At 69.7% G+C, this 15,548-nt stretch carries 15 protein-coding genes; 8 read left to right on the forward strand and 7 right to left on the reverse strand.

Annotation, left to right across the window (positions count from 1 at the left end):
• Positions 1-230 precede the first annotated feature (230 nt).
• The 6 genes from VF106_RS26345 to VF106_RS26365 form a co-directional block, all read right to left on the reverse strand.
• Entirely contained in the window at positions 231-1,433 is a 1,203-nt protein-coding gene (locus VF106_RS26345) for a cytochrome P450 (RefSeq protein WP_330842525.1), read from the reverse strand.
• Between the two features lie 51 nt (positions 1,434-1,484).
• Positions 1,485-1,574, reverse strand: a complete 90-nt coding sequence (locus VF106_RS51205) for a hyalucidin A family RiPP precursor (protein WP_524535860.1) — start codon at positions 1,572-1,574, stop codon at positions 1,485-1,487.
• 5 nt (positions 1,575-1,579) lie between these two features.
• Positions 1,580-2,647: a cytochrome P450 gene (locus tag VF106_RS26350; protein ID WP_330842526.1), complete on the reverse strand. Its 1,068-nt coding sequence runs from the start codon at positions 2,645-2,647 to the stop codon at positions 1,580-1,582.
• A gap of 124 nt (positions 2,648-2,771) precedes the next feature.
• Positions 2,772-3,842 carry a glycosyltransferase gene (locus tag VF106_RS26355; protein ID WP_330842527.1) on the reverse strand — a complete coding sequence of 357 codons (1,071 nt, stop codon included), beginning with the start codon at positions 3,840-3,842 and terminating at the stop codon, positions 2,772-2,774.
• Positions 3,843-3,891: 49 nt separating this feature from the next.
• Positions 3,892-5,913 (reverse strand): M14 family zinc carboxypeptidase, encoded by a 2,022-nt coding sequence (locus VF106_RS26360; protein WP_330842528.1) that lies wholly within the window; start codon positions 5,911-5,913, stop codon positions 3,892-3,894.
• A gap of 131 nt (positions 5,914-6,044) precedes the next feature.
• Positions 6,045-7,073, reverse strand: a complete 1,029-nt coding sequence (locus VF106_RS26365; RefSeq protein WP_330842529.1) for an aldo/keto reductase — start codon at positions 7,071-7,073, stop codon at positions 6,045-6,047.
• An 87-nt stretch (positions 7,074-7,160) separates the two neighbouring features.
• Between VF106_RS26365 and VF106_RS26370 the strand changes: the two genes are divergently transcribed.
• Genes VF106_RS26370 through VF106_RS26380 form a run of 3 tightly spaced genes read left to right on the forward strand, consistent with a single transcriptional unit; the run spans position 7,161 to position 10,105 of the window.
• Positions 7,161-8,021 (forward strand): helix-turn-helix domain-containing protein, encoded by an 861-nt coding sequence (locus VF106_RS26370; RefSeq protein WP_330842530.1) that lies wholly within the window; start codon positions 7,161-7,163, stop codon positions 8,019-8,021.
• A 38-nt stretch (positions 8,022-8,059) separates the two neighbouring features.
• Positions 8,060-9,319: a multidrug effflux MFS transporter gene (locus VF106_RS26375; RefSeq protein ID WP_330842531.1), complete on the forward strand. Its 1,260-nt coding sequence runs from the start codon at positions 8,060-8,062 to the stop codon at positions 9,317-9,319.
• Positions 9,320-9,328: 9 nt separating this feature from the next.
• Positions 9,329-10,105, forward strand: a complete 777-nt coding sequence (locus tag VF106_RS26380) for a DNA-formamidopyrimidine glycosylase family protein (protein WP_330842532.1) — start codon at positions 9,329-9,331, stop codon at positions 10,103-10,105.
• Here VF106_RS26380 and VF106_RS26385 read toward each other — a convergent pair.
• Positions 10,092-10,658 (reverse strand): DUF742 domain-containing protein, encoded by a 567-nt coding sequence (locus VF106_RS26385; protein WP_330842533.1) that lies wholly within the window; start codon positions 10,656-10,658, stop codon positions 10,092-10,094. The two genes, VF106_RS26380 and VF106_RS26385, sit on opposite strands and share 14 nt — an antisense overlap.
• 236 nt (positions 10,659-10,894) lie before the next feature.
• Between VF106_RS26385 and VF106_RS26390 the strand changes: the two genes are divergently transcribed.
• From VF106_RS26390 to VF106_RS26410, 5 genes are read left to right on the forward strand one after another with little or no spacing between them, the layout of a single operon-like run.
• Positions 10,895-11,656, forward strand: a complete 762-nt coding sequence (locus VF106_RS26390; RefSeq protein ID WP_330842534.1) for a DeoR/GlpR family DNA-binding transcription regulator — start codon at positions 10,895-10,897, stop codon at positions 11,654-11,656.
• Positions 11,653-12,612 carry a 1-phosphofructokinase gene (pfkB, locus tag VF106_RS26395; RefSeq protein WP_330842535.1) on the forward strand — a complete coding sequence of 320 codons (960 nt, stop codon included), beginning with the start codon at positions 11,653-11,655 and terminating at the stop codon, positions 12,610-12,612. The genes VF106_RS26390 and pfkB overlap by 4 nt, the downstream gene beginning before the upstream one ends.
• Complete coding sequence (locus VF106_RS26400; RefSeq protein WP_330842536.1) at positions 12,609-14,066, forward strand: PTS mannitol transporter subunit IIBC; 1,458 nt, start codon at positions 12,609-12,611, stop codon at positions 14,064-14,066. Before pfkB ends, VF106_RS26400 begins: the two co-directional genes overlap by 4 nt.
• On the forward strand, positions 14,059-14,499 hold the full coding sequence (locus VF106_RS26405) for a PTS mannitol transporter subunit IIA (RefSeq protein WP_330842537.1): 441 nt from the start codon (positions 14,059-14,061) through the stop codon (positions 14,497-14,499). Before VF106_RS26400 ends, VF106_RS26405 begins: the two co-directional genes overlap by 8 nt.
• Before the next feature lie 2 nt (positions 14,500-14,501).
• Positions 14,502-15,536, forward strand: a complete 1,035-nt coding sequence (locus VF106_RS26410; protein ID WP_330842538.1) for a zinc-dependent dehydrogenase — start codon at positions 14,502-14,504, stop codon at positions 15,534-15,536.
• Positions 15,537-15,548 lie beyond the last annotated feature (12 nt).

A 15,548-nucleotide genomic window follows, 5' to 3' on the forward strand; every position in this document is an offset into this window, starting at 1 on the left:
GGCCCGCTGCGCGGTTTCGGGCGCGAAGCGCCCGAAACCGCGCAGCAGTCAGGGGCGGTCGCGACCTGGGCCAGCGGCCGCGCGAGGAAGGCGTCCTTCACCACACTGCTCAAGTACCGTTGGCCGCGCCCGAATGGCGCGTTCACGCTCCGGGCGATGTCCCGAAAGACGCGCTCATGTCGCTGAACGTCCCCAACGCGTCTTTCATGACACCAGCCAGGTGGAGCCCTTCAGGGCGCGCAGCCTCGGGGTCTGGTGCGGAGCCAGCCGTCGAAGTCCATTGGGCGGGGGACGGCGCCCAGGGCGACTCTCGCGTCAGCCGGGGTGCGGAGTTCGATTCGGAACTCGGTGCACAGCAGGTACGCCAGCAGTACGAGCTGGATCGTCCCCAGCCCGGCGCCGATGCAGGCGGTGGGTGCCCAGCCGAACGGCACGTAGTAGTGGCCGCCAGGCGCCCGGCCGCCCGACTCCCACCGGCACGGGTCGAAGGTGTCCGGGTCGGTCCAGCGTCGGCTGTCGTGGTTCACCAGGTACGGGCTCACCAGGTAGTGCTGTCCCACGGCGAGCCGGGCCGTGTGGACGGTCAGCGGGACGCGGGTGCTGCGGGTCATCAGCAGCGGCGCGCTCCACATCCGCAGGACTTCCTTCACGAACTGGTGTGCCGTCGGCGCGCAGCGGGTGCCGGTACGGAACAGCTCCGCGGGAGAAGTGAACTCCGACGTCAGTGCGTCTGTCCACGTTGGACGCTTGACCAGTTCGAACATCAGGCAGCTCGCGGCCGCGCCTGGCGGGCCCGCGATCGCGGTCAGCACGGTGGTCACGGCTTCCAGCGCTCGGTCCGGGCCCAGCAACGGCAGCAGCTGGTCCACGATCGGCTGCGTGAGGTCCGTGTGCCGCTTTCCTCGCGCACGCCGACGGATCTCACGGCGGACCACGCGGCCGGTCTGCAGTTGGGCCACCACCGCCTGCCGCTTCTGCCGGCGGGACTGACCATCGGGGCCCGCGTCGAGTCGCTTCAGTTTCGCGATGGCGTCCCGGGCTATCCATGTGGCGTCTGCTGTGGACAGTCCATTCAGCACAGTTGGCACCAGGGAGCGGAACATGACCTCGTGCGCCAGCCACGTCAGGTCAACGTGCTGGTCGACTCGGCTCCGCAGCACCTCGGCCATACGGTCGGCCAGGGCACGCAGTTCCGCCTCGCTGCTCAGCACGCGCATCTGCCCCAGCCACAGCGAGCGCACCTGCTTCCAGGACACGACCGGGCTGCGCCGGCCGCGGATCTGGTCGACGAAACGGTCCGGCAGCGTCAGGTCGGCGAAGTTCTCGGCGTTGGCCTGGTTCGCGGCGTCGGCGTCGAAGACCATCAGTCTCGCGTCGTGCCAGTACACCCCGGTCCGGTCGCGCAGGTTCCGCAGCTGGTCAGGATCGGTCAATGGGCTCACCTCCCGGTGGGGAGCGCGTGTCACGCTCCCCACCGACACCGGTCAGATGTGGTGGTAGACGTACCAGCGGTACTTGGCGTCGCTCTTGCGGATGTTGAGCGCCACCAGGGCAGCGTGCACGATCTTGGCCATGTCCTTCACCTCCCGTCGGGTAGTCGTAGCGTGAAGCTCGGTGGTGCCAGGGCGGCCGCCACCTGCGGTCGGTGCTCGTGGGGCTCGACGTGCCAACCCGGCGGCAGGCGCCGCAGGATGTCCTCCACCACCTGGATCGCGAAGCCCGCGGCCACGCACGTGTGCGGGCCCCAGCCGAACGGGATGAACGCCTCCGCCCCCGTCATCCCGTCCACCCACCGCTGTGGACGGAACGTGTCCGGGTCGGGCCAGTAGCGGTCGTCCCGGTGCACCAGGTAGCTGCACACGACCACCTCGTCGTGCACCGTGACCGGGACATCGCCCAGCTCGTGCGGCCGCACCGGGCAACGGCCGAAGTTCCACGCCACCGGCCACAGCCGCGACGCCTCCCGCACCACCGAACCGGGGTCCGCGTCGGCGTCCGGTGTGGTGCCCAGGAGGTACACCGACCAGCCGAGCAGGAACCCCATCGAGCCGGCGACCGCGAAGACGCAGGACAGGAACACCTCGGACAGCTGAACCCAGGCGCGGTGTGACGAGTCGGCCGGGCCGGTCGCGGCCAGGACGTCCAGCAGGTCCTCCGGCTCACCGTGGCCCTGCCGGCGGATCAGCTCGGTGACCAGGGCACGACGAACCCGCGTGCGCAGCACCGCACGCGACAGCGGGGAGCGGCGCTCGCGGGCACCGGCCAGCACCGCGTGCCGAAGCACCTGGTCGACCAGGTGCCGCAGGTCGCCCCGCGAGACCAGCGCGTCGCGGAAACACTTGTACAGCAACAGGTTTCCCGCGTCCGGCCAGCGGCTGACCGGATCGAGCGCGACAACGGCGGAGCGCGCCCAGTGGTCACGCAACAGGTTTCGCGCCGCGCGGCCGATCTCCTGCTGCGCGTGCCTCGGCCCGAAGATTCCCTTACTCGTGTAAAAGAAGTCCGAATGCTCCCGATAACGCGATTCGGCATTCGCGAGAACCGCTTTCGCGGCCGCCGGATCGCCAACATAGAGAACGCCCGGCCGGCGCCGGAACACGGGCCCGTACCGCCCCCGGAGATCGTCGATCACCTGTAGTTCGTCCACGTTTGTCCTGCCTCGGGCCGGGATCGTCGCTCCAGGAGGCAGTCAGCGTCCCTCGTTTCCATCGTCATGGTCAAGCCACCAAATGGCCTGGTGAATCACGCCGAAACGCGGAATTGCGGTCGGCCTATCGGAGCGTTTCCGCAGTTGGGGCCGGCATCGCCGCGATCTCCTCCGCGATTCGCTTTGCCGCCAACCGTTCCGGGCAGTCGTCAAGTAGGTCGCCCACGACGGTTTCCAGCGCCTCGGGACTCTGCTCGTCGTTCGTGAGCGCGCGGCCCGCGCCGGCCCGTGCGATCGCGCTCGCGTTGAAGGGTTGGTCCGCGCCCTGCGGGAGGATCAGCTGCGGCAGACCCTCCGCGAGGGTGCTCAGCATGGTGCCAGCGCCGCCGTGGTGGACCACCAGGTCCACGTGCCGCAGGACCTCCGCCTGCGGCACGAACTTCTCCACGTGCACGTTCGCCGGCAGGTCACCGAGCAACGCGGGGTCGCCCACTGGTCCCGCCGCCACCAGCACCTCCACGTCGTGCGTTGCGACGGCCAGCACCGCACGCCGCAACACGTCCACCGCGCCGTACGAGACCGTGCCGAGCGTGACGTACACGCACCGGCGCTGCGACGAGGGCAGCCACGACGGCAGGGGCACGGGAGGAGCCCACGCCACCGGCCGGATCGGCCGCCGGGCCGGTGGAAGCGGAACGGGGTTCTGCAGCGACGGCGGGATCGGGTCCAGGTAGCCGCCCGGCAGCGTCGGGTCGGCGCCGCCGATCTCGTAGAACCGTGCCAGGAACGGGCTCCACAGGTTCAGGCCGAAGCTGATCGCGCGGATGCCGGTGCGTGCCGCGGCGACCGCGGCACCGATGTCCGTCACCTCGTGCACCACCACGTCCGGCCGCTCCCGGTCGAACAGCGCGCGCAGCTCCGGCTCGACGTGCCGGGCGGTGGTCTCCCCGAACATGTACGCCGCGAACTCCGGGCTCGGCGTCAGCTCCGGGTGGTTACGCGCCGTTTCCTGCTCGACGTCACGCAGGGTAACGCTCGCCGGGAGGGACCGCACGGTCGGCACCGGCAGTGCGCCGACGAACGGGTCACCGGTCGCGAACGTCACCTCGTGACCGGAATCGGCGCAGGCCAGCGCGAGCGGCACCATCGGGTACGTGTGGCCGTAGCCGGGCAGGCTCGTGAACACGATCTTCATACCCGTATGGTGCCTCCTGCCGCGCGAACGCGACACCTACGCGGCTACGTCACCCGAGAGTGGAGTCACGGGCGATCCGCAGCAGCTCGAGCAGGCCGTCCGCGTACTCCTGGGACTCCGCGTGCGCCTCGGGGAACGGCGGCTGGAAACCGACCGCCTCCCACTCGCCCGTCGCCGGGTTCCAGCGGTCGTTGCCGACCTCGAAGTTCCAGGCGGTGATGCCCTGCTCGTAGTACAGCTGGTCCGCCGAGTTACCCGCCGCCGAGTACAGGACGTCCGCCACGGGGCCCGTGCGGGACGGCCACGTGACCGTGCCCCGCGAGGTCGCGATGGCGCCCACGATGCGCTTCGCCGATGACAGGAAGTAAGCGCCTTCCTCCGCCGAGGGCCTCGGCAGCGTCACCCGACCGGGCATCGCGTAGGCACCTGGCGCCCACATGAAGTAGCCGCCGTAGCTGTGCACGTTCATCGAGTACCGGATGTTCGGGTTGGCCTTCGCCAGCGCGACGACGTTCTTGCTCTCCGCCTCGGAGAACTCCCCAGTGCCCGCGTAGGTGCCGGACAGGCAGTTGGTCGAGGCGCCGGTGAACCCGTCGAACAGCGAACCGACGCCGTAGTTCCGGTTGACGTCCACACCCCACGAGTCGGCGAAGCGCGGGTCGCGCTGGGTGCCGGTGCAGCGGTTGACCAGGTTCTTGCGCTGGAAGGCCGCGTCGGAGAACGCGTAGTTCGCGCCGTCCGGGTTGACCGTCGGGATCACGAACACCTCGACGTCCTCGAGCAGCTGCCGGGTCGCCGCGTCGGTCGCGTAGTTGGCGAGCAGCCGCTCCGCGAACTCCATCGTCACCAGCGGGGTCGCCCACTCCCGCGCGTGTTCCTGCGAGTAGGCGAGCACGCCGACCCGCGAGCCGTCCCGGTGCGCGCCGATCCGCAGCGCCTGCACCGTCCACGGCCGCCGGGACACCGAACCGTCCAGGCCGTCGTCCATCGTGACGGGACCCGCGACCGGCATGACCTTGCCGGCCGACCCGTCCTCGACGAACGCCGAGAACCGCTGCGGGAAGGTCGCGGTGACCAGCGCGGCGATCTGGTCGGTGGTGCTCACGACCGCGCCGCTCGCGTCCGTGGCCAGCGACACCGTCAGCACGCGGTCCCGCCACGTGGCCCGGGCCGGGCGGTTCGGCTTGCCGGGGTTCACCGTCTTGACCTGCCAGCCGTTCGGCCCCTCGTCACCGAACCTGACCGACTCGACGACGATCGCGGCACTCGCCGGGTCGCCGACGTACGCGGTCGCCGTGCGGCGGTAGCCCTGCGTCTTGTGCGGCAGGTTCACCAGCTCCACGAGGTTCGGGTACTGGCGCGCGAGCCTGCCCAGCCTGGCCTTGACGTCGGTGGGCGTCAGGTAGGCGTCGATGAAGTCCTTCTGGTAGCTGGTCGGCAGCTCGGGCGGGGTGGCGCCGGGCCATGCCGATGGCGTGATGGTGCGCGAGACGCCGCCGAGGCTGGACGTCGCGTTCACCTTCACCGGCCGCGCGGGCAGGACCCGTGGCTCGGCCACGTGGTACTGGTACTCGCCGGCGTCTTCGAACCGCTGCAGCGGGAACGACCCCGTTGTGCCGTCGGCGGTGGTCCAGGTGACCGTGATCTCGACGTCCGGATCGGCGATCGCGGTGGTCGCGACCTGGGCCTGCAGGAACGTCTGCGTGCCCGAGGTCCACCAGTAGGCGGACAGGAAGGTCAGTGTGTCCGCGGCCTGCGGCGCGGCCCGGTGGTGGCGGGTGTCGCCCTCCCGCTGGATGATCTGCACGGTTTGCGCGCCGCGAGCGGTCAGCGCGTCCAGCTCGCTGCCGCTGAGCACGAGGTCGACGAGCAACTGCCCGTCGTCCATGCGGGGCCGGGTGGCGATGTCCGCGCCGTTCGCGAGCAGCTCGTCGAACATGGTCTCGTTCGGCAGCTGCACACGCGCGAGAACCAGCTCGTCGGCGTCCACTGCCGGCGCGGCCGCCGCGTGCGGAACCGCGAGGGTGGACAGCAGGAGTGCGATGGTGAGCCCGAAGCCGCGATGCTTCATGAGTGACCTCCCCAGGTGGCTGGGAGGCATCATTCCGCAAGATCGCACTGGGTCATAGGGCCGTTGCGGTGAGTTGCCCGCCGTGCGATGAAGGACGCCGTCCTCACGCGAGGACGGCGTCCTTCATGGCGTCAGCGCCGCCGGAGTGCGGGGGTCGCCAGTGCCGGGGGCGTGTAGTAGCTGTCCGAGCGGTTGAGGTCCGTGCCAGGGGGCACGATCTCGTCGATGCGGTCGAGCACGTCGGCCGACAGCTCGATGCCGTCGCCGCTCAGCAGGGACTCCAGCTGCTCCATCGTGCGGGGGCCGATGATCACCGACGTCACGGCCGGGTGGGCCCGCACGAACGCCACCGCCAGGTGCGGGAGCGTCAGGCCGGCGTCCGCGGCCAGCTTCGACAGTTCGGTGACCGCCTCCAGCTTGCGCGCGTTGTCCGGGAGCGACGGGTCGAACTTGTGTGCCTCGGTCTTCACCCGGCCCTCGCCGCGGGAGATCACGTCCGACGCCGCCGTGTAGCGGCCGGACAGCCAGCCGGCGGCCAGCGGGCCCCAGGTCAGCACGCCCATCCCGTACTTCTGCGCGGTCGGCAGCACGGCCGCCTCCACGCCACGCGCGAGGATCGAGTACGGCGGCTGCTCGGTGCGGAAACGGACGTGCCCGCGCCGCTCCGACACCCACTGTGCCTCGACGATCTGCTCGGCGGGGAACGTGGAACTCCCGACCGCGCGCACCTTGCCCGCCCGTACCAGGTCGGTCAGCGCAGCCAGTGTCTCGTCGACGTCCGTGTTCGGGTCCGGCCGGTGGATCTGGTACAGGTCGATGTAGTCGGTTCCCAGCCGGCGCAGGCTGTTCTCCACCTCGCGCACGAGCCAGCGTCGCGAGTTGCCGCTGTGGTTGGGATCCGGGCCCATCGAGCCGTGTGCCTTCGTGGCCAGGACGATGTCGTCGCGCCGGTTCTTCAGCGCCTTGCCGACGATCTCCTCCGACTCGCCCGCTGAGTAGATGTCGGCGGTGTCGACGAAGTTGATGCCGGCGTCGAGCGCGGCGTGGATGATCCGCACGCCCTCGTCGTGGTCGGGATTGCCCAACGAGCCGAACATCATCGCCCCGAGGGCGTACTCGCTCACCGAGATACCGGTGCCGCCAAGGATTCTGCGTTCCATGACCCCACTCTGCGGGCCAGGCGGTGATCTCGCCAGGCACGGCTCAACCTGGGTCCGCCAGAACCACCCTTTCGGGATAATGGTCGTATGGGACAGGTCGAGGACGAGGTCACACCCTTCCTGAAGGCACGTCGTGCCGCGCTCGACCCGGCCGAGGTCGGCCTGCCCGACGGGGCCACCCGGCGACGGGTCCGCGGCCTGCGCCGGGAGGAGGTCGCCCAACTGGCCGGTATCAGCGTCGACTACTACACACGCATCGAGCAGGGCCGTGCGCCCGCGATCTCCGACGCCGTTCTCGACGCCATCGCCCGCGCGCTGCGGCTCACCGCGCACGAGCACACGTTCCTGCGCAACATCACCGCTCCCGGCCGCCGCGGCGCCGCCGGTGCGTGCGCGCCGGTCGAGCGGCCCGAGGTGCGCCAACAGATCCAGGAACTGCTCGACGCGATGGGTGACACCGTGCCGGCCATGATCTACGGGCCGGGCACCGACATCCTCGCGTGGAACCGGCTCGCCGTCCTGGCGTACTCGACGGACTTCGACGCTTTGCCCGAGCACGAACGGAACGGCGCGCGAATGGTGTTCCTGCGTCCCGATGCGCGCACGACGTATCCCGACTGGACGATCGTCGCGGAGGAAACCGTGTGCGCGCTGCGTGCCGACGTTGGCCGGTTCCCCGAGAACGGCCGGCCGTACCAGGTGATGTGTGAACTGCGTGAGGCCAGCGAGGACTTCCGCCGCCTGTGGGCGGTGCAGGACGTGCGTGACCGCGACCACGGCGTCAAACGGGTCATGCACCCGGAGGTCGGCGAACTGGTGTTGACGTTCGAGGCGTTCGACCTGCCGACAGACCCGCATCAGCGTCTGTGCACCTACACGGCGCCGAAGGGTTCGCAGACCGAACAGAAACTGCGTGAACTTGCGACAAGGATCACCGCGACGGTCTGATCGGAACAACACCCCGTGTCGGCTTGTTGGCACGAGTCATGGAACAGGCCACTCTGCGCAGTCCATCCACACTGGACCGTGAGGAGCAGTTGGCAGAGTCGCCGACCGGAGCCGCCAGGATTCGGATCATCCTCGTCCTCGGTGCTCTCATCGCTCTCGGTCCCCTGACCATCGACATGTACCTGCCCGCGCTGCCTGCACTGGGCGCCGACCTCGGCGCGTCGGAGTCCGCCGTGCAGCTGACGTTGACGGGCACCCTGATCGGCCTCGGCCTGGGACAGCTGGTCATCGGCCCGCTGTCGGACGCCTTCGGCCGGCGGACACCGCTGATCGCCGGCACGATCGTGCACATCGGCGCCTCGGTGCTGTGCCTGGTCGCGCCGAACGTTGTCGTGCTCGGCCTGCTGCGCACACTCCAGGGTGTCGGCGCGGCCGCCACCATGGTGGTGGCGATGGCCGTCGTGCGCGACCTGTTCACCGGCAAGGCCGCGGCCACGATCCTCTCGCGGCTCATGCTCGTGATGGGCACGGCGCCGATCCTCGCCCCGTCCATCGGCGCGGCCGTCCTGCTGACCGGTTCGTGGCGCGGCGTGTTCGGTGTGCTCGCCCTGCTGGGCGTCGCGTTGCTGCTGGTCGCGATCTTCCTGCTGAAGGAGACGCTGCCGCCCGAACGCCGCAGGACCAGCGCGGTCCGACCCGTGCTGCGCACCTACCGGATGCTGGTGACCGACCCACAGTTCGTGGTGTTGGCGCTGGTCGCCGCGCTCGGCATGTCCGCTTTGTTCTCGTATGTCTCCGGCTCGTCGTTCGTGCTGCAGGACACCTTCGGGCTGTCCCAGCAGGAGTTCGGGCTGGTGTTCGCGCTCGGCGCGGTCGCGCTGATCGGCGCCTCGCAGGTGAACGTGGTGTTGCTGAACCGCTGGACGCCGAAGCAGATCGTCTTCGGCGCGCTCGCGGCGGGCCTGGTGTTCGGCGTCGTGCTGATCCTGTTCGCCGAGACCGGGTTCGGCGGGCTGCCCGGCTTCCTCGTGCCGCTGCTGTTGCTGCTGGCCGCGGTGGGTTTCGTGCTGCCGAACGCGCCCGCGCTGGCGCTGTCCCGGCACGGTGAGGCGGCCGGCACCGCGGCCGCGCTGCTCGGGGCCACGCAGTTCGGGCTCGGCGCCCTGATCGCGCCGGTCGTCGGGGTGCTGGGCAACGACGGCCCGGCGATGGCGTTGACCATGACCGGCGGCGTGCTGATCGCCTGGGTCGCCCTGGCCGCGACCATGGTTCGGCGGAGGGCGCTGGCCACCGCCTAAGCTGGAGTTATGCCCGAGGGTGACACCGTCTACGCCACGGCGCGCAAGCTGACCGAGGCGCTGGGCGGTGTCACTCTCGTCCGCGGCGAGCTACGGCATCCCCGACTGTCCACTGTGGATTTGGCAGGTCGGGTCATGGTGCGGACCGTGTCCGTCGGCAAGCACCTCTTCCTCAGGTTCGACAGCGAGGTGAGCCTGCACTGCCACCTCCGCCTCGACGGCTCGTGGCGGGTGTACTCCCGTCGGCCGCCGATCAACCACCGCGTGCGCGCGATCCTCGCGACGCCGCAGAAGTACGCGCTCGGCGAACTGCTCCACGACATGGCTCTTGTGTCTACTTCGGACGAAAGCAAGCTCGTCGCGCACCTCGGGCCCGACCTGCTCGATCCCGAGTGGAGTGACGAGCACGCCGAGGAGGCCGTCCGGCGCCTGAACCTCGACCCCGCCCGTGAGCTGGGGGAGGCGTTGCTCGACCAGCAGGTCATGGCCGGTATTGGCAACGTCTACAAGTCCGAGATCTGCTACCTGCTCAAGGTGTCGCCGTGGGCGCCGGTGTCCGCCGCCGATCCGCACAAGGTCGTCGCCCTCGCCAGGAAGTTGTTGCTGTACAACGCACTGAACCCGATCCGGAACACGACCGGCGACCGCAGGCGCGGTCATGAGCTGTGGATCTACGGCGGCCGCCGGGAGTGCGCGCGGTGTGGCGGGCCGATCGCCGTGTCCAGGCAGGACACCCGCGTCACCTACCACTGCCCGCACTGCCAGCCGGCGCCTACAGGTTCTTGAGGCCGGCCGCCACCCGTGCCAGCAGGTCCATGGATGGCCCGGCCGCCGCCGCGGTCTCGTGGACGGACAGTATTTCCGCCTCCACCACGTCCGCGATCAACACCCGTGCGGCGCCCAGCGGCAGTCTGAGCCGGACCGCGACCTCGGCCACCGACTGCGGCGTGCGGCACATCTCGCAGATCACCTGGTAGTCGTCCCGCAGGGTCGCGATGTCCCGGTCCCTGTCGGGCGCGGTGGACAGCAGGGTCTCCAGTTCCAGCCGGTAGCCGACGTGCGTGCGGCCGCCCGTGCGCGTGTACGGGCGGACCAGCTGTCTCGGGTTGCTCGCCTCCACCGACAGCGGCGGCTGCTCCTTCGGCTTGGTCCACGGGCCGGCGTCAGCGAGCGGCGAGACCGGCCCCGGGGTCGGCGGCGGCGCGAGCGGGAGCTGCTTCTTGGGTTTCTTCTCCCGGTTCGTGAGGCTCCTTAGACTCGCCGGCACGACGGAGCGTGGCCCGATCGGCAGGGCTCTCGGCGTTGGCGGTGGCTGGTCGATGGGAAGTACGCCGCTCAATGGTTCGTCCTGGCGCTGTCCCGCGCCGTCCGAACCGGGGTTGGACAAGGCCCACTCACCGCCAGAGGTAGGGCTGAACGTGGGCGAATATTACGCACGCGTCACAACGCTGAGCAAGCGCTTCTGGCGGCCGGTACCGGTCTGACTACCTACAGTTCAAGCGAACAGAGTGTTGACTTGATGTGGCCAAACCAGGTAAACACAACGATACGCAGATGAAACGGTGGTAAATCCACATGTACGCAGAAGAACGGCAGCAGCACATCGTCGACCGCGCCCGTCGTGAGGGACGCGTCGACGTGGCCGAGCTCGCTGCTGAGCTGGCCGTCACCGGGGAGACGATCCGCCGTGACCTCTCCGTACTGGAGCGCCACGGGCTGCTCCGCCGCGTGCACGGCGGTGCGATCCCCGTCGAGCGTCTCGGGTTCGAACCGGCGCTGGCCGCGCGGGACGCGGTGCTCGGCGCCGAGAAGGACCGGATCGCGAAGGCCGCGCTCGCCGAGGTTCCCGAGGAGGGCTCGATCCTCCTCGACGCGGGCACGACGACCGCCCGGCTCGCCGAGATCCTCCCGGTCGACCGGCAGCTGACGATCCTCACCAACGCGTTGCCCACCGCGCTATCACTCGCCACGCGCGCGAACTTCACCGTCCTCTTCGTCGGCGGCCGGGTCCGGTCCCGCACGATGGCCTGTGTCGACCCGTGGGCGCTGGAGATCCTCGCCCAGTCCTACGTGGACGTGGCGTTCCTCGCGACCAACGGGCTGTCCGTCCAACGGGGACTGACCACTCCGGACCAGGCGGAGGCCGCGGTCAAGAAGGCGATGGTCACCGCGGCCCGCCGCCGGGTCCTGCTGGCCGACCACACCAAGCTCAGCAGCGACCACCTGGCGCGCTTCGCGGAGCTGTCGGACATCGACCTGTTCATCAGCGACACGGGACTGGACCCGAAGGTGGCGGCGGAGATCGAATCACAGGGGCCGAGGGTCGTCCGAGCATGATCGTCACACTCACGTTGAACCCGAGCCTTGACCGGACCATCGAGATCCCCGAGCTGGTCAGGGGCGAGATGGTGCGGGCCGGTGCGACGCGGCTCGACCCCGGCGGCAAGGGGGTCAACGTGGCTCGCGCGCTGGCCGCGCACAAGCTGCCGACCTGCGCGGTCGTGCCGCGAGGCGGGCCGGAGGGCCGGCAGCTCACCGAACTGCTGGAGGAAGAGGGCATCGACGTGTGCGCGGTGCCCGTCACCGGACACACCCGGTCCAACGTAAGCCTGGTCGAGCCGGACGGCTCGGTCACCAAGATCAACGAGCCGGGCGGCGAGCTGACGGCCGACGACCTGGAGCGGATCGTCAAGGCGGTGCTGGACACGGCCGCCTCCGCCGACTGGGTGGTGGCGAGCGGCAGTCTGCCGCCTGGTGTGCCGGAGACCTTCTACCGCGACCTCAACCGGCGGCTCACCGAGCGCGGTGTCCGGCTGGCCGTCGACACGTCCGGTCCGGCACTCACGGCCGCGCTGGCCGCGGGACCGGCGCTGGTGAAACCGAACAGGGACGAGTTGGCGGAGTTCGCGGGCTTCCCGATCGACACGCTCGGCGGTGCCGTGCGTGCCGCGAACAAGATGCGTGAGGCAGGAGTCGAGGACGTCCTGGCAAGTCTCGGCGCCGACGGCGCCGTGTTGGTGAACACACAGGGGGCGCAGTACGGCGAGTCGCCGGTGGACCGCGGCCGCAGTGCGGTCGGGGCCGGGGACGCGATGCTCGCCGGGTATCTGGCCGGTGGGGTGACCGGCGGGGATGCCCTCATCGAGGCGTTGTCGTGGGGTGCGGGGGCGGTCCGGTTGCCGGGCAGCCGGATGCCCGGGCCCGGCGACGTGGATCGCGCGAAGGTGCGCGTGCATGCCTCGGTCGACCTCACACGTGCCCTCGGAGGGCAACGGGATGGAGCGGAACAATGACGTCAACGACGACTGACATCTCTCACCTCAAGCACCTGCAGGGCAAGAGCCTGCGTGCCAGGGTGCAACGGCTCGGCGGCAAGCTCGCCGGCATGATCATGCCCAACATCGGCGCGTTCATCGCGTGGGGTCTGATCACCGCGCTGTTCATCCCCAAGGGCTGGTTACCGAACGAGACGCTGGCCGGGCTCGTCGACCCGACGATCAAGTACCTGCTGCCGACCCTGATCGGCTACACCGGTGGCCGGATGGTCCACGGCCAGCGTGGTGCGGTGATCGGCGCGATCGCCACCATGGGTGTGATCGTCGGCGCGGACGTACCGATGTTCCTCGGCGCCATGATCATGGGGCCGCTCGCCGCGTTCCTGTTGAAACTGTTCGACCGCCGGGTCGAAGGGAAGATCAAGTCCGGCTTCGAGATGCTGGTCAACAACTTCTCGCTCGGCATCCTCGGCGGCGGGCTCGCGCTCGTCGGCGTGGTCGGCATGGGCCCGATCGTCGAGGCGCTCACCAACGCGGCCAGCAAGGTCGTCGACTTCCTGGTGGACAACAGCCTGCTGCCGCTGGTCTCCATCATCGTCGAGCCCGCGAAGGCCCTGTTCCTCAACAACGCCATCAACCATGGCGTGTTCGGCCCGCTCGGCCTCGAGCAGGCGCAGCAGACCGGCCAGTCGATCCTGTTCATGATCGAGACCAACCCCGGCCCCGGCCTCGGCATCCTGCTGGCGTTCTGGTTCTTCGGCCCGAGGCGGATGCGGCCGAGCGCGCCCGGCGCGATCATCATCCACTTCTTCGGCGGCATCCACGAGATCTACTTCCCGTACCTGCTGATGAAGCCGCGCCTGATCCTCGCCGCGGTCGCCGGTGGCATGGCGGGTGTCGGCACCGCGATGGTCACCAACTCCGGTCTGGTCGCGCCGCCGGCGCCGGGCAGCATCTTCGCCTACCTGGCGGTCACCCCGCGCGGCGGTCACGTGAGCGTGCTGCTCTCGATCGCGATGGCCACGGCCGTGGCGTTCATCGCCGCCGCCGCACTGCTGAAGTTCGGCCGTGGCGCAGACTCGGCCGAGGAAACCCCGGCCCCGGTCGCCGAGGACTCCACATCGGACACTTCTGCTCTGGACGGTGGCGCCGCGGTCACGACCGCGCCCACGATCACCGGCAGCGACGTCAAGAACGTCGTCGTCGCCTGTGACGCCGGCATGGGGTCGAGCGTGATGCTGGCCAGCCAGCTGCGGACCCGGCTCAAGCCGTACGGCGTGAGCGTGGATCACGTTGCCATCGCCGACATCCCGGCCGAGGCGCGCCTGGTGCTCACCCACTCCGACCTGGCCGAGCGGGCACGGCTGACCGTGCCGCACGCGGTGGTCGTGGAGTTCCAGATGTTCCTGGGCGACCCCGCGTTCGACCGGCTGGAGAAGGCCATCAAGGAAGGTGAGGAGATCCGTGGCTGAGGTACTGCCCGCAGAAGGAATCCGGCTCGGCCTGACCGCCACCGACAAGTGGGACGCGATCGGCCAGTGCGGCGCGGTCCTGCTGGAACTGGACGCGGTCGAGGCCGGCTACCCGGAAACCATGCTGGCACGCGAGAAGTCCGTGTCGACGTTCATCGGCGAGGGTGTCGCGATCCCGCACGGCACCGACGAGAGCCGCGCGCTCGTGAAGCAGACGACCCTCGCCGTGCTGCAGTTCCCGTCCGGTGTGGACTGGGACGGGCAGACCGTCACGATCTGCGTGGCCATCGCGGCCAAGGGCGACGAGCACGTGACCGTGCTGTCAGCACTCGCGCAGATCCTCATGGACCCCGCACAGGCGGAGCGCCTGCGTACCTCGTCGAGCCCCGACGAGGTACGCGGTCTCCTCGAATCGATTGGGAAGGACCTGTAAGCATGAGGGTGGCGCGGTTTTACGCCCCTGGTGACCTGCGTCTGGAGGACGCGCCCGAGCCGACACCCGGACCGGGCGAGGTGAAGATCCGCGTCCACAACTGCTCGACGTGCGGCACGGACGTCAAGATCTTCAACCACGGCCACCACCACCTGGTGCCGCCGCGCGTGATCGGGCACGAGATCGCCGGTGAGGTCATCGAGTCCACTGTGGATGAATGGCGGTCCGGTGACCGGGTCCAGGTGATCGCTGCCGTGCCGTGCGGTACGTGCCCCGACTGCCTGCGTGGCCGGATGCCGGTGTGTCCCAACCAGACCTCCGTGGGCTACCACTACGACGGCGGGTTCGCCGAGTACCTGATCGTGCCGCGCGCGGTGCTCGCGGTGGACGGGCTGAACCGAGTCCCGGACGGTGTGAGCTACGCCGAGGCGTCGGTGGCCGAGCCTCTCGCCTGCGTGCTGAACGGGCAGGAGCTGGCCGGCGTCGGTTCCGGGGACGACGTCGTGGTGGTGGGCGCCGGTCCGATCGGGTGCCTGCACGTGCGGCTCGCCCGGGCGCGCGGCGCGCGGCGGGTGTACCTCGTGGAGCTGAACCGGGCGCGGCTGGACATGTCCGCGGAGAAGGTCCACCCGGACGCGGCGATCTGCTCGGCCGAGGTGAACGCCGTCGACGAGATCCACAAGCTGACCGACGGCCGCGGTGTCGACGTGGTGATCACCGCCGCCGCTTCCGGTGCGGCGCAGGAGGAAGCACTGCAGATGGCCGCCCGCAGCGGCCGCATCAGCTTCTTCGGCGGCCTGCCGAAGGACAAGCCGACGATCGCGCTGGACTCGAACCTCGTGCACTACCGCGAGCTGACCATCGTGGGCGCCAACGGTTCCAGCCCAACGCACAACAAGAAGGCGCTGGAACTCATCGCCAGCGGCGAGGTTCCGGTCGACGACCTGATCACCCACCGCATCAAACTGTCCGAACTGCACGACGCCATCAAGCTGGTCTCCACCGGCGCGGCGATCAAGGTGACCATCGAACCGTAAAGGGCGGGCAAC

Source organism: Actinophytocola sp. (assembly GCF_036378875.1).
In the GTDB taxonomy this organism is placed as follows: Bacteria; Actinomycetota; Actinomycetes; order Mycobacteriales; family Pseudonocardiaceae; genus Actinophytocola.